Source organism: Paenibacillus silagei (genome assembly GCF_017874735.1).
Taxonomy (GTDB): Bacteria; Bacillota; Bacilli; order Paenibacillales; family Paenibacillaceae; genus Paenibacillus_AQ; species Paenibacillus_AQ silagei.
On record NZ_JAGGLV010000017.1, the window covers coordinates 100,086 to 119,890 of the forward strand.

General features: G+C 55.2%; 19 protein-coding genes, 1 pseudogene and 1 riboswitch. Of the genes and pseudogenes, 16 read left to right on the plus strand and 4 right to left on the minus strand.

Annotated features, from left to right (window positions below; all coding sequences use genetic code 11):
- Window positions 1-72 precede the first annotated feature (72 nt).
- The 3 genes from J2Z70_RS22630 (at window position 73) to J2Z70_RS22640 (ending at window position 1,770) form a co-directional block, all read left to right on the plus strand.
- Window positions 73-852, plus strand: a complete 780-nt coding sequence (locus J2Z70_RS22630) for an SDR family NAD(P)-dependent oxidoreductase (protein ID WP_209876955.1) — start codon at window positions 73-75, stop codon at window positions 850-852.
- Between the two features lie 189 nt (window positions 853-1,041).
- Window positions 1,042-1,377 (plus strand): DUF3139 domain-containing protein, encoded by a 336-nt coding sequence (locus J2Z70_RS22635; RefSeq protein WP_209876957.1) that lies wholly within the window; start codon window positions 1,042-1,044, stop codon window positions 1,375-1,377.
- A gap of 126 nt (window positions 1,378-1,503) precedes the next feature.
- Window positions 1,504-1,770 carry a hypothetical protein gene (locus J2Z70_RS22640; RefSeq protein WP_209876959.1) on the plus strand — a complete coding sequence of 89 codons (267 nt, stop codon included), beginning with the start codon at window positions 1,504-1,506 and terminating at the stop codon, window positions 1,768-1,770.
- A gap of 81 nt (window positions 1,771-1,851) precedes the next feature.
- On the opposite strand, the gene hpt is transcribed toward J2Z70_RS22640, so the two are convergent.
- From hpt to J2Z70_RS22655, 3 genes are read right to left on the minus strand one after another with little or no spacing between them, the layout of a single operon-like run.
- Window positions 1,852-2,379 (minus strand): hypoxanthine phosphoribosyltransferase, encoded by a 528-nt coding sequence (hpt, locus tag J2Z70_RS22645; protein ID WP_209876961.1) that lies wholly within the window; start codon window positions 2,377-2,379, stop codon window positions 1,852-1,854.
- 30 nt (window positions 2,380-2,409) lie between these two features.
- Window positions 2,410-3,924 (minus strand): IMP dehydrogenase, encoded by a 1,515-nt coding sequence (locus J2Z70_RS22650; protein WP_209876964.1) that lies wholly within the window; start codon window positions 3,922-3,924, stop codon window positions 2,410-2,412.
- Between the two features lie 32 nt (window positions 3,925-3,956).
- Window positions 3,957-4,517 (minus strand): phosphoribosyltransferase, encoded by a 561-nt coding sequence (locus J2Z70_RS22655; protein WP_209876966.1) that lies wholly within the window; start codon window positions 4,515-4,517, stop codon window positions 3,957-3,959.
- 124 nt (window positions 4,518-4,641) lie between these two features.
- Window positions 4,642-4,744, minus strand: a riboswitch (purine riboswitch).
- Between the two features lie 331 nt (window positions 4,745-5,075).
- Here J2Z70_RS22655 and hemA point away from each other — a divergent pair.
- The 13 genes and pseudogenes from hemA (at window position 5,076) to ypfJ (ending at window position 17,890) form a co-directional block, all read left to right on the plus strand.
- Complete coding sequence (gene hemA, locus J2Z70_RS22660; protein WP_209876968.1) at window positions 5,076-6,467, plus strand: glutamyl-tRNA reductase; 1,392 nt, start codon at window positions 5,076-5,078, stop codon at window positions 6,465-6,467.
- Window positions 6,468-6,472: 5 nt separating this feature from the next.
- Entirely contained in the window at window positions 6,473-7,300 is an 828-nt protein-coding gene (gene ccsA / locus J2Z70_RS22665) for a cytochrome c biogenesis protein CcsA (protein WP_209877043.1), read from the plus strand.
- 1 nt (window position 7,301) lies between these two features.
- A complete protein-coding gene (locus J2Z70_RS33725) occupies window positions 7,302-7,433 on the plus strand; it encodes a hypothetical protein (RefSeq protein ID WP_281068255.1) in 132 nt (43 codons plus the stop codon).
- A 5-nt stretch (window positions 7,434-7,438) separates the two neighbouring features.
- The gene (locus J2Z70_RS22670) at window positions 7,439-8,164 is read left to right on the plus strand and encodes a precorrin-2 dehydrogenase/sirohydrochlorin ferrochelatase family protein (protein WP_245368452.1); all 726 of its coding nucleotides are present in this window, start codon (window positions 7,439-7,441) and stop codon (window positions 8,162-8,164) included.
- Between the two features lie 28 nt (window positions 8,165-8,192).
- Window positions 8,193-8,744 carry a hypothetical protein gene (locus J2Z70_RS22675; RefSeq protein ID WP_209876970.1) on the plus strand — a complete coding sequence of 184 codons (552 nt, stop codon included), beginning with the start codon at window positions 8,193-8,195 and terminating at the stop codon, window positions 8,742-8,744.
- 262 nt (window positions 8,745-9,006) lie between these two features.
- Window positions 9,007-9,951, plus strand: coding sequence for a hydroxymethylbilane synthase (gene hemC, locus J2Z70_RS22680; protein WP_036725936.1), 945 nt, complete (start codon window positions 9,007-9,009; stop codon window positions 9,949-9,951).
- Between the two features lie 90 nt (window positions 9,952-10,041).
- Window positions 10,042-11,589 carry a uroporphyrinogen-III C-methyltransferase gene (cobA, locus tag J2Z70_RS22685; protein ID WP_209876972.1) on the plus strand — a complete coding sequence of 516 codons (1,548 nt, stop codon included), beginning with the start codon at window positions 10,042-10,044 and terminating at the stop codon, window positions 11,587-11,589.
- A 142-nt stretch (window positions 11,590-11,731) separates the two neighbouring features.
- A complete protein-coding gene (gene hemB / locus J2Z70_RS22690; protein ID WP_036725935.1) occupies window positions 11,732-12,730 on the plus strand; it encodes a porphobilinogen synthase in 999 nt (332 codons plus the stop codon).
- An 18-nt stretch (window positions 12,731-12,748) separates the two neighbouring features.
- Window positions 12,749-14,050 (plus strand): glutamate-1-semialdehyde 2,1-aminomutase, encoded by a 1,302-nt coding sequence (gene hemL / locus J2Z70_RS22695; protein ID WP_209876975.1) that lies wholly within the window; start codon window positions 12,749-12,751, stop codon window positions 14,048-14,050.
- 125 nt (window positions 14,051-14,175) lie between these two features.
- A pseudogene (locus J2Z70_RS22700) lies at window positions 14,176-14,901 on the plus strand (RluA family pseudouridine synthase); the annotation flags it as partial.
- A gap of 780 nt (window positions 14,902-15,681) precedes the next feature.
- On the plus strand, window positions 15,682-16,101 hold the full coding sequence (locus J2Z70_RS22705; protein WP_209876977.1) for a hypothetical protein: 420 nt from the start codon (window positions 15,682-15,684) through the stop codon (window positions 16,099-16,101).
- 182 nt (window positions 16,102-16,283) lie between these two features.
- Window positions 16,284-16,835: a hypothetical protein gene (locus tag J2Z70_RS22710; protein WP_209876979.1), complete on the plus strand. Its 552-nt coding sequence runs from the start codon at window positions 16,284-16,286 to the stop codon at window positions 16,833-16,835.
- Window positions 16,836-17,029: 194 nt separating this feature from the next.
- Complete coding sequence (ypfJ, locus tag J2Z70_RS22715) at window positions 17,030-17,890, plus strand: KPN_02809 family neutral zinc metallopeptidase (protein ID WP_209876981.1); 861 nt, start codon at window positions 17,030-17,032, stop codon at window positions 17,888-17,890.
- 561 nt (window positions 17,891-18,451) lie between these two features.
- Here ypfJ and J2Z70_RS22720 read toward each other — a convergent pair.
- Window positions 18,452-19,693 carry a GGDEF domain-containing protein gene (locus J2Z70_RS22720; RefSeq protein WP_209876983.1) on the minus strand — a complete coding sequence of 414 codons (1,242 nt, stop codon included), beginning with the start codon at window positions 19,691-19,693 and terminating at the stop codon, window positions 18,452-18,454.
- Window positions 19,694-19,805: the final 112 nt, after the last annotated feature.

A 19,805-nucleotide genomic window follows, 5' to 3' on the forward strand; every position in this document is an offset into this window, starting at 1 on the left:
TACGAGGCAGATTATTTTTTTGACTATAGTAGAACGAACGGTCTCAAATAAAACAGATGAGGAGTGGTAACGATGGGGAAGCTTGACGGGAAGGTTGCATTGATTACTGGGGGGAATAGCGGGATTGGGCTGGCTAGTGCCAGGCTATTTGTGGCAGAGGGCGCAAGAGTGGTCATAACCGGCCGTAATCCGGTATCCCTGCATGCGGCGGTAGAAGAGCTGGGTGCGGAGCATGCAGTTGCTGTCCAGGCGGATGCGACTGATCCGCAGAGTGCGGTGAAGGCTGTGAATGCAGCAATAGAGGCCTTCGGCAGACTGGATGTGGTCTATGCGAATGCAGGAATCGCGGGCTATACACCGCTGGGCAGCACAGAGCTTGCCACCTTCGAGGAAGTGCTCCGGATCAATGTGACCGGTACCTTCTTCACCGTCCAGGCTGCACTGCCTCATCTGAAGGCCGGAGCCTCCGTCATTCTGACCGGCTCCGTGTTAGCCAAGGCCGGAAGACCCGGCAATTCCGCCTATGCCGCCAGCAAAGGAGCAGTCAGCAGCATGACGAAGGTGCTGGCCTCCGAGCTGTCTCCGCTGGGCATCCGCGTCAACAACATCGCGCCTGGCGTAACGCGCACTCCGATCTGGGGAGAGTCGGCGATGGATAACTGGAAGCAGGTCGAGGCAGGCATGGCACTGTCGATTCCTCTGGGCCGCGCGGGTGTACCCGAAGAGATCGCTAAGGTCGCCTTGTTCCTGGCCTCCGATGATTCTTCGTATATCCAAGGTGCAGATATCGCCGTGGACGGCGGTGCAGGCAGCTCGCCGCTGGGCGCGCCGGTATACCGGCAGAATGCATAAGGATGGACAGTGGCAGGAAGCACCTCGAGGGGTGCTTTTTTGCGTTCAGGCCGGAGAGAAGAATGTATGCGAAAAATCGAATGCAATATGCTGGCATTCACCCAGTATGGTAAAATGAACTGGCACATGTAAAAATATGTTATCCCCACTCTGAGCTAAAACCCTATTTTTTGAATGGAGGTTATCCGCATGAGGCTTATGAACCGGACTACAATCATTGCTGGCGTAGTGCTCGCTATAGTTGCAGGTGGAATCTATTTGTCGCTAACGGGGTTACCTTATAAAAGAAGCCAGATCGCAAGTGAAGTGAGAGAATACTTGATAGATACCAGGTCCTACCCGGCAACAAATATTCAAGAAATTCGTGGAATCTACAGCTTCAAGTCAGGCGAGTATGAGGCAGAAGTACGTTTTACAGATGAACCTGGTGGTGTGAATTACACATATGCCAAGGCGGAGGGGGCATTTAGACTTGTTGGCGCTTCCAGCCTGTACGGAAATCATATGGATGAAACTTTTTACTGAATGAGCTTGGCGGGAAGAGGTAATCAGCATACACTGTCGAATTAGAGAATATATATACAGTTGGAAAATATTTGTATACGCACAGCTGGTATTGTAAACGCTAACAATAAGCAGGAGGCGAACGGGATGGACGGAAGCAAGTCGTTAATTTATCAGATTCTCAAGACGATTGAAGAGGGCAAGGAACCGGTGCTGGAGAACCTGGAGGGCGTGACCATCGGAGGCTACCACAGCGCGCTGGAGCAGATTGCAGAGAACAAGCTGGCGAGCAATATCAGCTTCTCTGTTAGCGGGAAAGGCAAGAAGGCAGTCCGCGTCGCGAATACGAGCGGTTCTAAACTGACTGCGCAAGGCGTTAATTATATTCATATTCAGGACAGCCGCAGCTTCTAGCTATAAATAAGAAACAAGACAACACCCGCAGAAATGGAGAGATGATCTCCTGCTGCGGGTGTTGTCATTGTGCGCAAGAGTCTATTCGCCAGTCTTGATGATCCAGACCTCCGGCAGATTGCGGTACTGCTCGGCGTAATCCAGGCCATAGCCGACGACGAATTCGTCCGGGATGTCAATCCCGCTGTAGTCAATGGGAACATCGACGAGACGGCGGGAAGGCTTGCTGAGGATAGTGCAGATCCGCACGCTTGCCGCCTCGCGCAGGGCGAACAGCTCCTTCAGATGCTGAAGCGTCAGGCCGGTGTCGATCAGATCCTCGACCAGCAGGATATGCTTGCCGCGGATATCCATGTCGATATCCTTCTTGATCGTAATGACGCCGGAGGAGGTGGAGCTTGCCCCGTAGCTGGACACCGACATATAGTCGACGCCGACCGGGAAGGTGATCTCACGCATCAGATCAGACATGAAGACGGCCCCGCCCTTAAGAATGCCGATAAGCACCAGCTCCTTGCCTTCATAGTCACGCGATATTTCAGCGCCCAATTCCTGTACTCGCTGCTGAAGTTGGTCCTTGCTGACCAGAACTTTGGTAATTTGGGTCATGGTTGACGCTCCTTATGGATTAGGATGTGATCACGAGGATGATCTGTCCTTTTCCTTAAGCATAACATCATGTGCGCCTCCTTCAAAGATCGTTGTCGAGGAGACCAGGGTAATCTTGGCCTTCTGCTGTAGTTCCGGGATGGTCAGCGAGCCGCAATTGCACATGGTGGACTTGATTTTGCTGATGCTGAGATCGAGGTTATCCTTCAGCCGTCCCGCATAGGGAATGAAAGAATCCACGCCTTCCTCGAACTCCAGCTTGCTCTCCTTATCGGCATTGCCGAAGTCATAACGCTGCCAGTTGCGGGCCCGGCTGGAGCCTTCGCCCCAATATTCCTTCACGAAGTTCCCGCCGACCAGCAGCTTACGTCCGGGGCTCTCATCGAATCTGGCAAAATAGCGCCCAAGCATTACGAAGTCAGCGCCCATCGCCAGCGCCAGCACAATATGATAATCATGGACAATCCCGCCGTCCGAGCAGATGGGGACATAGATGCCGGTCTGCTCGTAATATTCCTGGCGGGCCGCCGCCACTTCGATGACAGAGGAGGCCTGGCCCCGGCCGATGCCCTTTTGCTCCCGGGTGATGCAGATGGAGCCGCCGCCGATGCCGACTTTGATGAAATCTGCTCCTGCCTCTACGAGGTACAGGAAGCCTTCCTTGTCAACAACATTGCCCGCGCCGACCTTCACGCTCTCCCCGAAAGTCTCCTTAATATAATGGATGGTCTCCGCCTGCCACTCCGAATACCCGTCAGAGGAATCGATGCACAGGATATCTGCCCCGGCTTCGACCAGCGCCGGTACACGGTCCTTGTAATCCCTGGAGTTGATACCCGCGCCGACAATCAGCTGCTTGTTGCCGTCATGCAGCTCCAGCGGATACTCCTGGTGGCTGTCATAATCCTTGCGGAAGACGAGATGGACGAGATGGCCGCTGGCATTCACAATCGGAAGGCAGTTCAGCTTATGGTCCCAGATCATGTCGTTCGCTTCGGTCAGGGTAATACCTTCCCGCGCGAAGATCAGCGAAGCGAGCGGAGTCATGAACTCCGTAATCGGGCATTCCGGAGGCAGCCGGTTCTCGCGGTAATCGCGGCTGGTAACAATCCCCATCAGCTTGCCAGTCGGTTCCCCGTTGTCCGTAATGGCAATGGTAGAGTGGCCGCTGCGTGCTTTGAGCGCCAGCACATCCTGCAGGGTATCCTCCGGCCGCAGATTGGAGTCGCTGAGGACGAAGCCGGCCTTGAATTTTTTGACCCGGCGGACCATCTCGACCTGCTGCTCGATAGACTGCGAGCCATAGATGAAGGAGATGCCGCCGCTTTTGGCCAGGGCAATCGCCATGTTATGGTCGGATACCGCCTGCATTACGGCCGAAGTCACGGGGAGGTTCATGGTCAGTGCCGGGGTCTCTCCTCGCCGGAATTTGGTTACCGGTGTGCTAAGATCCACATTTGCGGGAATGCAATCTTTGGTGGTCAGGCTGGGTACCAGCAGGAACTCACTGAAGGTTCTTGAAGGCTGCTCGTAATAAAAAGCCATGGCTTGTCACTCCCCTGCTATTTTTTGACAACTCATACCTGGGACAAAAATCTGACGGGTACTCCAATGTCCGCTTCCAGCTGCTTGTAATGCTCCCCTTTGGCCAGAATCGCCTGCACACCGACGAGCTCTATGCCCATCACGGACAACTGAGCAGCAATGCAGCGGATCGTAGCACCTGAACTAATCACATCATCCAGCAGCAGCACGCGGTCACCGGCAGAGAAGCCGTCAAAATAGATATAATTCTCATTATACGCCGTCTCGCGTCTGACACTAACCTCATAATTCTCATACAGCTCCGTGCTGAGCCGCAGAATATTCATCGGCTTCATCAGCTTATAGGCAGCCAGCATCCCCCAGGTATGACCGCCGGGTTCAGGGGAGACAATGTAATCAAAATCGGGAAACTGCTCCGTTACAGCATCCGCCAGATTGTGAGTGATTTCACGGATCAGCTCGGGGGCAATGTACGTACCGCGTTCTCCGAAGGGGTAGAGCTTGAAGTCATAGGCGGTGTCCTTGTTCTTGTAGATCCTCACATTCTTGGCCTCACGGATCGATTCACTTAAGCTTGCGTAGGATGGACTCATTGCCCTCACTCCTTCTATTATAATGGATGTCAAAAACCCCAGGCTAAAGGAGGCGCAGTCCAAAGCAGGATACATCAGCGGAGAAAAGCACGGTTTCGCCCGTGAGCTCACACTGATTAATCCAGCAGGGGGTCTGGCCTCTTGTAGCCTGGGGCAATTTACGGTTGCCTGTAGATACGCCCATTCCGGATTAACGGGCTTATACAAGAGAGGTTTGAAGAGATATAACTGACGTGATGCTAACTTGGATACGGATAATCAGATTATTTTTGCTACATATGTTATAAAACTTAACTCAGATCATTTGTTATATGCTATCATCCGCAATAAAGTGTGTCAATATTTCATCAATATGTTATATTCCATAACTTTCGCACTTGTTTATAATAATTATTATCTGCAATTCATAAATAGTTCAAAGGTTTTGTTAAAAGCCGTATTTTGATGTGATATACTTAACACAGCGATTTGAGATCTTGTGAAATTGATACTAATATTTGCTGCTAAGCAGTAACAGAGCCTACACCAATGAATATAGATTAGGATGGTGAACAAGCGATGCATATTGTCGTCGTTGGCCTGAATTACCGTACGGCTCCCGTAGAGGTGAGGGAACAGTTCGCTTTTGCCGAGAAGGATCTGCCTGCTGCGCTTCATCAGCTGCTGCAGACGAAGAGCGTTCTGGAAGGGGTCGTTGTCGCCACCTGTAACCGGACGGAAATTTATGTGGTCGTGGACCGCCTTCATATGTGCGGATATTTCATCCGCAGCTTCATGGAGCAGTGGTTCGGAGTAAGAAGCGATGTATTTACGCAACATATGTATATATATGAAGACGAGCAGGCGATTGCCCATCTGATGCGTGTCACCTGCGGTCTGGATTCAATGGTGATTGGCGAGACGCAGATTCTGGGTCAGGTGCGCAGTGCCTTCCTGACGGCTCAGGCGGAAGGGGTGACCGGAACCTGGTTCAACCGGCTGTTCAAGCAGGCGGTGACGCTCGGCAAGCGTGCGCATAGTGAGACCTCGATTGGCGAGAGCGCGGTGTCGGTCAGCTATGCGGCAGTGGAGCTGGGGAAGCGGATCTTCGGCATGTTCACCGGCAAAAGAGTGCTCATTCTCGGCGCCGGCAAAATGAGCGAGCTGACGGTGAAGCATCTGTACAGCAGCGGCGCGGCGGAAGTGATTGTCGCCAACCGTACCTTGTCCCGTGCTATCGAGCTCGCCGAGAAATTCTCGGGTAAGCCCAGCACGATTGAAGAGGCGCTGAAGTCTCTGGATGAAGTGGATATTGTGATCAGCTCTACGGGTGCAGACGGCTATGTGCTGACGGCTGCCCAGGTAGCCGAGGGCATGAAGCGCCGCCCTTCACGGCCGCTGTTCATGATCGACATTGCTGTGCCGCGCGATATTGACCCTGCTGCTGCCAGTGTGCCGGATGTATTCCTCTATGATATCGATGATCTGGAAGGCATTGTGGAGAGCAATCTGGAGATGCGCCGCAGTGAAGCCGCCAAGATCGAGGTTATGATTGAAGGCGAAATGGCGGATTTCCAGCAATGGCTGAAGACGCTGGGCGTCAGACCAGTGATCCGTGCACTGCAGGACAAGTCTAACGGAATATATGAAGAAACGATGGATAGTCTGTTCAACAAGCTGCCTGAGCTGGATGAGCATCAGCGCAAGGTGATCCGCCGGCTGACCAAGAGCATTGTCAACCAGATGATGCATGATCCGATCAATGTGATCAAGGAGATGTCCGGCGGCAAGCAGGGCAATGAAGCACTGGAGTATTTCACTCAAATCTTCGCTCTGCAGGAGCAGCTGGATGCAGCTCCGGCCGGTGGAAGTGTTGAACCCCATCAGCGCAGCTCTGCTGAACGGTCCTCCGGCGGAGAGATCCGGGGGCCGGGAGCGGTGCTTACCCCAGCCGGTCTGCTGGGCGGGTGAGCAACATGCTACTGCTGAACGGAATATATGATGCCGCTCTGCTGCTATATGCCCTGAGCCTGCTGTTTGTTTTCTCGGATTGCCTTCGGCGCAATCCGGGCGGAAAGCGGCTGGGCACAGGGCTTCTTGCTGTCGTAGGCCTGCTTCAGCTGACCGGCCTTGCGATCCGCTTCTCCCAGGAGGGCGGATTGCCAATTTTCACGCCTTATGATTTCCTGTTCTGGTTCTCCTTCAGCATGGTGGTTACCTCGTTTGCCGTGACGTATACACGCGGCGGTGAGTTCACGGTGCTGCTGCTCAGCATGGCGGGCTTCAGCGTATTTCTGCTGAACCGGGTATGGCTGACGGCAGAGGATCATACGCTGCAGAGCTGGAGTGCGGTGCACGGGTGGCTGGCGATGCATGTCATTTTGGCGAATCTGAGCTTTGCCGCACTGACACTGGGGACGGTATTTGCGATAATGTATCTATTCCTGCATACGAAGCTGAAGAATAAGAAGTGGGATGACCGCGTCCGCAGGCTGCCCAGCCTGGAGACGATGGACAAATATTCCTACACGGCGATCCTGGCCGGAGTTCCGCTGCTGCTGGCTTCGCTGATTCTGGCGGGACTGTCGATTGTCGCGGAAGGACGGATACCGCTTTTTCAGGATACGAAGGTCCTGACTACACTTACGGGCCTGGGCGTCTACATCGTCTACCTTGTGCTGAAGTTCTCCGGCCGCCGAAGCGGTACAGTCATGGCCCGCTGGGCGATTGCCGGGTACGGCTTCATTATTCTTAATTTCCTGCTGAATTCCTGGTCGGAGTTCCATGGCTGGGGCGGGGAATGAAGTGGGATGGACGATGGATGAGCGCGAGTTGGAAGCGCTGGGGAGAGCTGGAGTGAGCGGGATGGAGAGTAGCTGGCCAGTGGGATGGACGATGGATGAGAGCGAGTTGGAGTGCTGGGGAGAGCTGGAGTAAATGGGATGGAGAGTAGCTTGCCAGTGGGATGGACGATGGATGAGAGCGAGTTGGAAGCGCTGGGGAGAGCTGGAGTGAGCGGGATGAAAAAGTATCTGCCGATTATGCTGGATGTGGAAGGCCGGCGCGTGGTGATCGTTGGAGGCGGGGCGGTGGCTGCACGTAAGGCGGGTCCGCTGCTGGAAGCAGGCGCGGAGCTGGTGGTGATCAGCCCCTCGCTCAGCGGGACGCTGGCTGCGATGGCTGATGAGGGGCGGCTGCAATGGATCAGCCGCCCCTATGCTCCCGGGGATCTCCAGGGAGCGGTTCTGGTCTATGCCGCCAGCGATAACAGGGCGGTGAATGAGGCCGTTGCCGCGGAAGCCCGGCAGCTGGGGCTGCCCGTTAATGTTGCCAGCCATGCGGAGGCGGGCACGTTCATTACGCCCGGCGTGCTCCGCCGCGGGCGCTTGACGGTTGCGGTCTCGACCTCCGGGGCGGGACCGTCTGCGGCTGCGGAGATTACGCAGCAGATTGCGGGGCTGCTCGGCGAGGAATACGAGCCGTATCTGGATTTCCTGCATGAGCTGCGGACAGCGATTAAGCAGTTGGAGCCAGCGGCAGAGAACCGGTCGCGGCTCTTGCGGCGGCTGGGGAAGCTGGATGTGTTGAATGAGCTTCGGCAGGGCACCTTTATACCATGGACCCGGGACGAGATCGAGTCATGGGTGGCGCGTAACCGGGAGATCTAGCGGTGATCAACGCAGCATAGACCGATAAATGAAGGGCAAAAGTGCCCCTCATTTCAGCCAAAGTGGCTGGAGCGACCAAATGAAGGGCAAAAGTGCCCCTCATTTCAGCCAAAGTAACTGGAACGGCCAAATGAAGGGCAAAAGTGCCCCTCATTTCAGCCAAAGTAACTGGAACGGCCAAATGAAGGGCAAAAGTGCCCCTCATTTCAGCCAAATTAGTTGGAACGGCCAAATGAAGGGCAAAAGTGCCCTTCATTTCAGCCAAATTAGTTGGAACGGCCAAATGAAGGGCAAAAGTGCCCTTCATTTCAGCCAAAGTAACTGGAACGGCCAAATGAAGGGCAAAAGTGCCCCTCATTTCAGCCAAAGTGGCTGGAGCGACCAAATGAAGGGCAAAAGTGCCCCTCATTTCAGCCAAAGTAACTGGAACGGCCAAATGAAGGGCAAAAGTGCCCCTCATTTCAGCCAAAGTAACTGGAACGGCCAAATGAAGGGCAAAAGTGCCCCTCATTTCAGCCAAATTAGTTGGAACGGCCAAATGAAGGGCAAAAGTGCCCCTCATTTCAGCCAAAGTGGCTGAAGCGACCAAAAGAAGGGCAAAAGTGCCCTTCATTTCAGCCAAAGTGGCTGGAACAGCCAAATGAAGGGCAAAAGTGCCCCTCATTTCAGCCAAAGTGGCTGGAACGGCCAAATGAAGGGCAAAAGTGCCCTTCATTTCAGCCAAAGTGGCTGGAGCGGCCAAATGAAGGGCAGAACTGCCCCTCATTTTTAGCGGAAATCGACTGAATTCAGCAAGCATGGGAGTATGGCGGGTAGAGGTGACTTGAACAGGGGGAGTGGGCATGCGGAAGATTATCGTGGGCAGCAGACAAAGTGCGCTGGCTTTAACGCAGACGGGGCATGTGATTGCCGATCTGGAGCGGCTTAGCGGAGAGCATGGGTTTGATTTTACTTTTGAGGTGCATAAGATTGTGACCAAGGGTGACCGGATTCTCGATGTGACCCTGTCCAAAGTGGGCGGCAAAGGTCTGTTCGTCAAGGAAATTGAACAGGCGATGCTGGCAAAGGATATTGATATGGCAGTACATAGCATGAAGGATATGCCCTCCGAATTGCCGGAAGGCTTGATGAATGGTGCGGTGCCGAAGCGTGAAGATCCGCGCGACGTTCTGATCTCTAATAGCGGAGTGGGCCTGGAGGGTCTGCCGCAAGGCGCGCGCGTTGGCACAAGCAGTCTGCGGCGCTCCAGCCAACTGGCTGCACTCCGGCCGGATCTGCTTATTGAGCCGGTACGCGGCAATATTGATTCGCGGCTGAAGAAGCTGGAGAGCGGCGAATATGACGCAATTCTGCTGGCAGCAGCGGGGCTGTCGCGGATGGGCTGGCAGGACCGGATTACGGCATATTTGCCGCCTGAGGTCTGCCTGCCCGCTGTAGGCCAAGGAGCACTCGGTATTGAGTGCCGTGAGGACGATGAGGAACTGCGCAAGCTGCTGGCGCTGTATAATGATGAGCGCACGGCACTCACGGTGACAGCGGAGCGGACCTTCCTGGGCGCCCTGAACGGCGGCTGTCAGGTGCCGATCGGCGCTTACGCGATCCTTGAGCCGGAAGGCGAAGCTGCGGGTCCGTCCATAACGTTAACCGGAATGGTCGGAACACCGGACGGCACAGTCATTCTGAAGGAGACCTGCACCGGCAATGATCCGGTGGAGCTGGGTTCGGAGGTCGCGCGTAAGCTGGTGGCCAGAGGTGCGGAGAAGATTTTGGCGGATGTAAGGGAATAAGGGGTAAGGGTAGACAGGGAATAGTGTGCGTTGGGGAGAAGCTTATGCAAGCCAGAATCGCATGTGTAGAGGGATAAGGGGATGACGGAGATGGCGGGGAAGGTATATCTGGTAGGTGCAGGTCCGGGGGATGCGAAGCTGATTACAGTCAAGGGGCTGGAGTGTATCCGGAAGGCCGATGTGCTGGTCTATGACAGGCTGGCCAGTCCAAGGCTGCTGAAATGGATGAAGCCCGGCGGTGAGAAAATATACGTAGGCAAGCTTTCGGACCGCCATACGATGAAGCAGGAGGATATTAATCAGCTGCTGGTAGATCTCGCATTGGAGGGCAAAACGGTGGTGCGTCTGAAGGGCGGGGACCCCGTGATTTTTGGCCGGGTGGGTGAAGAAGCGGAGCTGCTGCGCAGGAATGGCATCTACTATGAGATTGTGCCGGGCATTACCTCGGCCATCAGCGTCCCGGCGTATGCCGGTATTCCGGTGACCCACCGGGAGGCATCGTCTTCCCTGTCGATTATTACCGGCCATGAGAGCCCGGATAAGCTGGATCATTCCATTCAATGGGATAAAGTAACGAATGCGACAGGCACGCTGGTATTCCTGATGGGTGTCGCCAAAATCGGCTACATCAGCGCCCAGCTGATGAAGCATGGCCGTCCGCCGGAAACCCCGGTGGCGCTGGTGCGCTGGGGGACCCGTGCGGATCAGGAGACGCTGACCGGCACGCTGGCCGATATTGAGGCGAAGGTTACGGCAGCGGATTTTCAGCCGCCGGCGGTTATTGTGGTCGGTGATGTTGTGCTCCAGCGGGAGCACCTGATGTGGGTGGAGGCGCTGCCGCTGTTCGGCAAGCGGATTGTAGTGACGCGGGCGCGCGCACAGGCAAGTGAGCTGGTAGACCGGATCGAGGAGCTGGGCGGCGAGCCGTATGAGTTCCCGGTCATTGAGACGGTGATGCAGCGGGATGCGGGCAAGCAGGCGGAGATCGCTGCGGCTCTTGGCGGGCTTGCGGCGTACGACTGGGTGTTCTTCACCAGTCCGAACGGCGTAGACTTCTTCATGCGTCATCTGACGCAGCAGAAGCTGGATATCCGCAGCCTGCACGAAGCGCGGCTGTGCGCTGTGGGACCGGGGACGGCTGCGGCGCTCGCAGAGCGCGGGCTGATCGCCGAGGAGCTGCCCGGACGCTTTCAGGCGGAAGGGCTGATCGAAGCCTTCGGCCCCGAGCTTAAGTCCGGGCAGAAGGTGCTGCTGCCGCGCGGCGACCTGGCGCGTGAGTGGCTGCCGGCGAAGCTGAGGGAGCTGGGGCTGGAAGTGACCGAGGTGGATACGTATGAGACGATTGTCACCGGGGAGGATGATATTGAGCTGGTGAAGCTGCTGGAGGAGAAGCGCATCCATGCGGTAACCTTCACCAGCTCGTCCACGGTGCGCAATTTCCTCGGCATACTCAAGCGGATGGGCCTGGAAGATCCGCTTACTCTGCTGGCGGGTGTCAAGATTGCCTGCATCGGCCCGGTTACCGAGCAGACCGCAGTCGAAGCGGGCCTCACTCCGGGACTGCTCCCGGAAGAAGCCACCATCGAAGGACTGGTGCAGGAGCTATGCCGCTGGAATGAATCGACGAGGCTGAGATAGCCTGTTCCTGCCGGATCTGTCAGCATTGTCTTTGAGCATTGCAATCGGGTCTGGCCTACTGGCAGCGATAACTTTAACATCTCAATACTGCTTAAGACGAATAGATGTGATTATATACTTACTGAACAGGAGGATACAACAAATGAGCTTTCCAATAACCAGACACCGCCGTTTGCGCGGGTCGGCCGGTATTCGCGGCATGGTGCGCGAGACCGTTCTGAATGTGCTGGATTTCATCCAGCCGATTTTTGTAACCTATGGAACAGGTGTAAAGAATGAAATCAGCTCCATGCCCGGCGTCTATCATTTCTCGCTGGATACGCTGAAGGCGGAGGTGGATGAGATTGCTTCCCTCGGCATTCCGGCGGTCCTGCTGTTCGGTATTCCCGAGACGAAGGATGCGGTTGGCTCGTCCGGCTTCGCAGACGATGGTATTGTGCAGGAAGCCACGCGTCTGATCAAAAAATGGTATCCCGACCTGCTGGTCGTCGCCGATACCTGCCTGTGTGAATTCACCGACCATGGCCACTGCGGCATGGTGCATACCCATACGGTGGACGGTGTGGTGCACGGGGATGTAATCAACGATGCTTCGCTTGAGCTGCTGACCCGCACGGCGGTCTCGCAGGCCCGGGCAGGGGCGGATATTATCGCGCCGTCCAACATGATGGACGGATTCGTGCAGGCGATCCGTGCCGGACTCGATGCGAATGGCTTCGAGCAGGTGCCGATTATGTCCTATTCGGTAAAATACGCCTCCGCCTTCTACGGTCCGTTCCGCGAAGCAGCGGATTCCGCTCCCCAGTTCGGCAACCGCAAGACGTATCAGATGGACCCGGCCAACCTGCGGGAAGCCGTTCGCGAAGCGGATTCCGATGTACTGGAAGGTGCGGACATGCTGATGGTGAAGCCTGCGCTGGCTTATCTGGATGTAATCCGCACCATCCGCGACCAATTCGATCTGCCGCTTGTAGCCTACAACGTCAGCGGTGAGTACTCGATGGTCAAGGCGGCTGCGCAGCAGGGTTGGATCGATGAGCAGGCGGTTGTGCTGGAGATGTTGACCGGCATGAAGCGCGCCGGAGCAGATATAATTATTACCTATTTCGCCAAGGACGCAGCCCGCTGGCTGCGCGGCTAGGATCAGGAGGGAACAAGCATGGGCAATATGCCATTGAACCGCCGGGAAGAGGCTTCCCGCATGGCTTTTGAAGAGGCAAAACAATATATTCCCGGCGGGGTGAACAGCCCGGTCCGGGCATTCAAATCCGTAGGATTGACCCCGGTCTATGTCGAGAGGGGCGAAGGCTCACGGATCTACGATATTGACGGCAACAGCTTCATTGACTACGTCTGCTCGTGGGGACCGCTGATTATGGGACATGCCCATCCTGAGGTGGTGAAGGCGCTGCAGGAGACTGCGGCCAGAGGGACAAGCTTCGGCGCGCCGACCCTGCTTGAGACCGCTATGGCCAAAACCGTGGTAGAACGCGTAGCCTCGGTGGACATTGTCCGCATGGTGAATTCGGGAACGGAAGCGACCATGAGCGCGATCAGACTGGCCCGCGGCTATACCGGACGCAGCAAAATCCTCAAATTCGAAGGCTCCTATCACGGCCATGCCGACAGCCTGCTGATTAAGGCCGGTTCCGGGGTGGCGACCTTGGGGCTGCCGGATAGTCCGGGCGTGCCGGAAGGTGTGGCCATGAATACGATCACGGTACCTTATAATGACCTGGACGGGGTCAAAATCGCGTTTGAGCGCTACGGCAACGAGATTGCCGCTATCATCGTTGAGCCGATCGCCGGAAATATGGGCGTTGTGCCTCCGCTTCCGGGATTCCTGGAAGGTCTCCGCAAGGTGACTACAGGGTACGGGGCTTTGCTGATTTTTGACGAGGTGATGACCGGCTTCCGTGTGGACCGGGGATGTGCGCAGGGGCTGTTCGGGATGGACCCGGATCTGACCTGCTTCGGCAAGGTGATCGGTGGCGGTCTGCCTGTAGGGGCTTACGGCGGCAAAAGAGAGATTATGGAGCAGATCGCCCCGTCCGGCCCGATCTATCAGGCGGGCACACTCAGCGGGAATCCGCTGGCGATGGCGGCGGGCTACAGCACGCTTGCGCTGCTGACCCCTGAGGTCTACACCCGTCTGGAGTCGCTTGGCGCGAGACTGGAAGCCGGACTTAAGCGCAATGCGCAGGAGACGGGAGTTCCGCTGACGATTAACCGCGTGGGCTCGATGGTATGTCCGTTCTTCACGGAGGAGCCGGTCATTAACTTCGAGACGGCCAAGACCAGTAACCTGGAGTTGTTCAAGCGTTATTTCGGTAAAATGCTGGATCAGGGCATCAGCGTTCCGCCGTCCCAGTTCGAGGGAATGTTCGTATCTGCTGCGCACAGCGAGCAGGATATTGACGATACGATTGCGGGCCATTATCAGGCTCTGAAATCGCTATGACGGCTGGACCGGAGGAGCTGTCCGGCCAGCATGGCGGCGGCGAGACCCAAGACGGAAGTGATGGCGCCAGCGGCTCCTTCGCGGGCGGCGGCAAGTGGACCCGGCGCGGCGAATGGCTGGAAGCCATGCCTGGCCGGGTCATTACAGCGGCTGCCGACAAGCAGGCCGCCATCGATGCCTGGCTGCTGAGCGTAGCCGGGATGCCAGGGAAGCTGCACGCCCGGCTGCGCCGCGAGAACGGCATCCAGTGGCGGGGCGACCGGCTGCGGCTGGCCCTATTCCCTCACCGGGAAGCCGGAATAGAGCCGGTATGGCAGGAGGCTACGGCTGAGGTGCTGTTCGAGGACGACTTCTGCCTTGTGGTCCACAAGCCTGCGGGTCTGGCGGTTCATCCGGACGGAAGCAGCACGGAAGTGACGCTGGATCATCTCGTAGCCGCGCATTATGCGGCCTCCGGCGGAGGGATTGCCGTCCGCCATATCCACCGGCTGGACAAGGATACTACCGGACCTGTGCTGTATGCGAAGAACGAATACGCCCAGCTTGTGCTGGATGAGGATATGCGTGAGAAGAACGTATCCCGCCTGTATGCCGCGATTGTTGAAGGCATAGTGCCGCCGGAGCTTACGGTGATCGATGCCCCGATCGGCCGTGACCGCCATCATGCGGCGCGCAGGCGGGTATCCCCGGGAGGGCAGGAGGCGGTAACACGGATTGTGGGACGCGAAGCCCTGCCCGGCGGAACCGTAGTGAAGCTGCAGCTGGAGACGGGCCGGACGCATCAGATTCGTGTCCACCTCAGCCATGCGGGGCATCCGCTCTTCGGGGACGACCTCTATGGAGGATCGGCCTGGCATACTGCGGGTATTCCTTCCGGCCACAGTCTTAAGGAGAAGCAGCCCCTTCGTTCGGAGCCTGGTCAGGTGAAATCTGCCATTACGGCCTGGTTCGAAGAGCAGGAGAAGGCAGGCCTTTCCCCTGGCTTGCAAGTCCAAGGCAAGCAGCCGCCAGCTCCTCCTTTGAAGCCGGGAGTCAAGGCGAAGCAGGAGAGTTCCGACCGCCAGGCACTGCATGGCGAGAAGCTGATTTTCGCCCACCCCTGGACCCGAAGTAAGATCGAGGTATCTGATCCCTGGCCGGAGGATCTGCGCCGCCTGCGCGAGCAAATCGGCGGCGTAGATCAGGAGTAGGCCATTACCTAATCGGCTCCGTGAAGTTAAGTAACTCCATAGATGCCATGCCCAGCCGGGCCGCGTTTCTCTGATATCTGGAGGATTGCGGCCCGGCTTTTTAGTTGTTGTTCAGTGCGACCTCCCCAGCCGAAACATCGAACAAGAAGTGGATTTATGTTATTTAATTTACGCACTATTACTCTCCAGGGAACGTTAAGTGGATTTAGGGCATCTAATTTTCTCGATATGTCCTATATGTTTATTTTCAGGTTATATAAGTGTTGTTGTTCCAACTGTTGCCGGATATTCGTAGATTTACTGGTGAACAGTTGCCCTTTTTCCACTTATTTCATTGTAGCCACCAGTTAGCCCACGTGTCCTCTGATACATTTCCGCGCTCAAGCCCGTCTTACTAATATGAGGAGATGACTGGCTGTGAGATTAAGATGGAATCGTAGAGTGTTAGGAATCTTAGCCGTCTCGACCCTGGTGATTGCCGCCGGAATAATGGTGGTTGTGCAACTGAACAACAACTACGGTGTACTGGGTCTGGTTGCCCAGCTTCAGAGCTTCCGGGTGACGGTAGACAATCAATCGGACTTTGAGCTGAGTATTCTGGAGACGGGAGTGGTAACCGGCGCATCAGCGGAGGCGTCAGTAGACGAAGTTGGCAAGATACTCAAAAGCGGAAAAACAGTAAAAATTAAGCCCCGGCTTAGCTTAAGCGGTGAAGGCGGAGTTTATCTGAAGTATTCGGACCCGAGAGAACCGGACGTTCCCAAAACCATCGGAGTATGCTCCTACACCGAAACTTTATCCGGATATTCCAAGGTCATAATCACGAATGACAAGGTGACGGTTAAAGAGAAGTGCAGCTAATCTATGGAGGCTGACTGTTATTTTGGCAGCTTGGTCTCCAAATATCCCCTTTAATTTCCCTCTGCGCATTTACAATCCAGATATTTGCAGATTTCCAGTAACATTTGTAACTGACGGGCTTCCAATATATTGATAAAAATATTATGTAAGCGCAGTCTATTTGATGAACTGGGGGAATATTTGTGAAAAAAGTTACTAAGTTAATGCTCGTGGCCGGCATCTCATTGGCACTTGTCGGGGTAGGGAACAGCGGCGCTCTGAACAATGTCACTTCGGCAGCGAGTGCACCGCTTAAGGTCGGCCGGGTGGAAGCGGCTGCCCATGGCACCAAATGCTTCACCGTAGCGGTTGCTGTAGTCCAGAATGGCGTAATCGTTGCGGCTTCGCTGGATGATTATCAGTTCCTGGGCAGCGATGTAGCTACTGGTGTACCGAACTCGGACAAGGATTTTGGCAAGAATTACAAAGACCCTAATATGGTGCTGGCCTCCAAGAAGACCAACGCCAAATACTACAGTGAGCACATGACGGAAGAAGCCAAATCGACAGTAGCCTATGACAAGAACCTGGCGGCTATCGAGAAATTCGCAACAGGCAAAACTATAAAATCCCTTGAAGCTACACTGACTAACAAAAGCAAAGAGCAAGTTGTTGACGCTGTAAGCGGTGCTACTCTGGTGGATACTCAAGGTTACCTGAAGGCCATTCTAAGTGCGGCCAAAGCTGCAAAATAAACAGCTGTTCCATCATTTAAACGATGTTAACCCCTTCATGGCTGCGGCTGTGGAGGGGTTTTGCTATGCTGTTTCCATTTGTCGACAGACTGGCTTCACTGTTAAAGAGAGTGGCACCCCTGCAATTATGGGTATAACAGTAATAAGTACAAATACATCAGCATGCGCGAGTATTCATAACTGGGGGGAAGGCCATGAAATGGCAGGGTAGAAGAGGCAGTTCTAATGTGGAAGACCGCAGAGGCCGCGGCGGCGGCGGCGGGGGCAAGCTGATTGGCGGCGGAATCAGCGGGATCGTGATTATAGTAATTGTTACGCTGCTGAGCGGCGGGAACATCGGCGATATTATGGGGAATCTGACCTCAACCGGTTCGGGCACAAACTCAAGCGTCCCTTATGAACAAAGCGCCCAGGAGAAGGAGTTATCCGAGTTCGTATCCGTGGTGCTGGCCGATACCGAGGATGTCTGGTCCGATATCTTCAAGGAGCAGGGGATGACTTATCAGGACCCGACGCTAGTGCTCTACAGCGGCAGCGTGAATTCTGCCTGCGGAACCGCGAGCTCGGCCGTCGGCCCGTTCTATTGCCCGGGGGATGCCAAGCTGTATATCGATCTCAGCTTCTACGATGAGCTGCAGCAGCAGTTCAAGGCGCCGGGCGACTTCGCCATGGCGTATGTGATTGCCCACGAGGTGGGTCATCATGTGCAGACGCTGCTGGGCGCTTCCGAGCAGCTGAATTCAGAGCGCCAGCGTCTCAGCGAGACTGAATTCAACAAGGTTCAGGTCCGCTTTGAGCTGCAGGCCGATTATTATGCCGGGGTATGGGCGCATCATGTTCAGGGCCAGAATCTGCTGGAGGAAGGAGATCTCGAAGAGGCGCTAACTGCTGCGAGCGCGGTGGGTGATGATACGATCCAGAAGCGGGCGCAAGGGTATGTGGTGCCCGACAGCTTCACACACGGAACGTCCGAACAGCGCAAGCGCTGGTTCTATAAGGGCTTTAACTCCGGCACGATTGCCGGTGGAGATACCTTTAAGGCTGCTGAACTGTAGCCGCCGGCATTCGAAAATAGGAACACTAAGGGCCGCCCATCCGCTTGACGGAGGACGGCTCTTGTTCTTATTAGGGACATTATTATGAGGAGTCGTTTCTGCTCCGCCGGGAAGCTGGAATGTATGCCAAAAACAGCATACAATGTGCTCCCTCGCAGGCGCACGGACCAAATGTATGCCAAAAACAGCATACATTGTGCTGCCGCGCAGGCGCCCGGACCGAATGTATGCCAAAAACAGCATACATTGTGCTCCCGCGCAGGCGCACGGACCGAATGTATGCCAAAAACAGCATACAATGTGCTCCCGCGCAGGCGCACGGACCGAATGTATGCCAAAAACAGCATACATTGTGCTCCCGCGCAGGCGCACGGACCGAATGTATGCCAAAAACAGCATACATTGTGCTCCCGCGCAGGCGCACGGGCCGAATGTATGCCAAAAACAGCATACATTGTGCTCCCGCGCAGGCGCACGGATCAAATGTATGCCAAAAACAGCATACATTTGGCGGGTTCTGCCCGTCCCTCACACGCCGTCCCCCTGCGCGGGAACATGTGCTTACGGCTGCACATCATTCCGGTAAGACAGACGGTTGCGGCCAAGCTTCTTGGACTCCAGCAGGAGCTGGTCGGCGTAGACGTACCCTTTTTCCATAGAGGTCTTCTGATCCGGGTCTGCCTTATAGTAAAAGAGTCCGAAGGATGCCGAATAGGGCACGCGGATGATCTGCTCCTCGAATTCTGCACTTACGGTGTGACCGTGAAGGCTGTCCAGAATCTCCTGAATCTGCGTCCTGCACTCCTCGAAGGTCTTGTCCCTTAGGAAGAGCGTGAACTCTTCCCCGCCGCTGCGGAACAGAATATCCTGCTCCTGCAGATGCTTCTGCAGCGTCTTGGCAAAATGAACAATGACCCGGTCACCAACGGCGTGGTTGTAGCTGTCATTGATTTTTTTGAACCGGTCGATATCCGCCACTACAATCCCGATGTACTCCCCGCCCTGGTTCAGCTCCTTCATCATCTTGTCCATATGCGCCCGGTTATAGGTTCCGGTCAGGAAGTCGCGGTAAGCCATCTGCTCGAATTTGTCGCGTTCATACTTGTGCTGGGCACTCTGCGACTTCGAATAGAACGAGATACTGACTACATAGTTGAGCAGGAACAGGGCGATCAGCATCTCCCATTTCTCCATTTGCAGCAGCCGCAGCAGCAGAGCATTACTAAGAGCCACCTTGCTGAAATCCAGCAGATTCCGGCTTCGGAACAGTAGGTTCCTCGCTTCCCGGCGTGTCTTGATATCTCCCGACAAGGCAAAGGTCAGCACCAGGAAGGTGGAGGACAGCAGGGTGGTAACGCAGACCACAAGCAGGAACAGCAGCCAGTATCCGAGCGGAAGCTTGTCCGCCAAGGGAGAGAGTGCCGTGTACAGATAGTATGCAGCAGAGCCGCCCAGTGTGAACGAACCGATATTGTAGAAGGTATCCAGGAACTCTCCGGGATCGGCGGTTTTTGTTTTCTTTTTATAGAAATATACGATGAACCGGTATACAGTCTCGAACAGGAGCGTGCCGAGCGGACCGGCAAAAATCCCGAAGGAGGAGGTATAGCTGATGGCATAATCGATCGTAGAATTCCCGCTCCGGGTTACTATCCGCAATTGGAAGTAGATGCTGGAGAAGATAGTGTATAGCAGCAGTGCTTTTATATAGGTAACGTCCAGGACTACAGCATGCGCGGGAATGAAGGCTATAGCCAGGGATGCGACAAATAGAAAAAGGTCAAATACCCTCGCTTTTGACATGTCGGAAATTTCCTTTCAGGATTTATACCGATTATACCCGAAAAGATGATTCTTGATTAAAAGATATTTTTGAAATTTGCAGAGAATGATCATATATCCCTTTCCGCCTGCC

Coding starts and splice junctions, on each gene's coding strand:
- ypfJ (WP_209876981.1), top strand. CDS start 17,030: ATGAAATGGCAGGGTAGAAGAGGCAGTTCTAATGTGGAAGACCGCAGA.
- cobA (WP_209876972.1), top strand. CDS start 10,042: ATGGCGGGGAAGGTATATCTGGTAGGTGCAGGTCCGGGGGATGCGAAG.
- hemL (WP_209876975.1), top strand. CDS start 12,749: ATGGGCAATATGCCATTGAACCGCCGGGAAGAGGCTTCCCGCATGGCT.
- hemC (WP_036725936.1), top strand. CDS start 9,007: ATGCGGAAGATTATCGTGGGCAGCAGACAAAGTGCGCTGGCTTTAACG.
- J2Z70_RS22630 (WP_209876955.1), top strand. CDS start 73: ATGGGGAAGCTTGACGGGAAGGTTGCATTGATTACTGGGGGGAATAGC.
- hemA (WP_209876968.1), top strand. CDS start 5,076: ATGCATATTGTCGTCGTTGGCCTGAATTACCGTACGGCTCCCGTAGAG.
- J2Z70_RS22650 (WP_209876964.1), bottom strand. CDS start 3,924: ATGGCTTTTTATTACGAGCAGCCTTCAAGAACCTTCAGTGAGTTCCTG.
- J2Z70_RS22670 (WP_245368452.1), top strand. CDS start 7,439: ATGGAGAGTAGCTTGCCAGTGGGATGGACGATGGATGAGAGCGAGTTG.
- J2Z70_RS22655 (WP_209876966.1), bottom strand. CDS start 4,517: ATGAGTCCATCCTACGCAAGCTTAAGTGAATCGATCCGTGAGGCCAAG.
- hemB (WP_036725935.1), top strand. CDS start 11,732: ATGAGCTTTCCAATAACCAGACACCGCCGTTTGCGCGGGTCGGCCGGT.
- ccsA (WP_209877043.1), top strand. CDS start 6,473: ATGCTACTGCTGAACGGAATATATGATGCCGCTCTGCTGCTATATGCC.
- J2Z70_RS22675 (WP_209876970.1), top strand. CDS start 8,193: ATGAAGGGCAAAAGTGCCCCTCATTTCAGCCAAAGTGGCTGGAGCGAC.
- J2Z70_RS22640 (WP_209876959.1), top strand. CDS start 1,504: ATGGACGGAAGCAAGTCGTTAATTTATCAGATTCTCAAGACGATTGAA.
- J2Z70_RS22720 (WP_209876983.1), bottom strand. CDS start 19,693: ATGTCAAAAGCGAGGGTATTTGACCTTTTTCTATTTGTCGCATCCCTG.
- J2Z70_RS22635 (WP_209876957.1), top strand. CDS start 1,042: ATGAGGCTTATGAACCGGACTACAATCATTGCTGGCGTAGTGCTCGCT.
- hpt (WP_209876961.1), bottom strand. CDS start 2,379: ATGACCCAAATTACCAAAGTTCTGGTCAGCAAGGACCAACTTCAGCAG.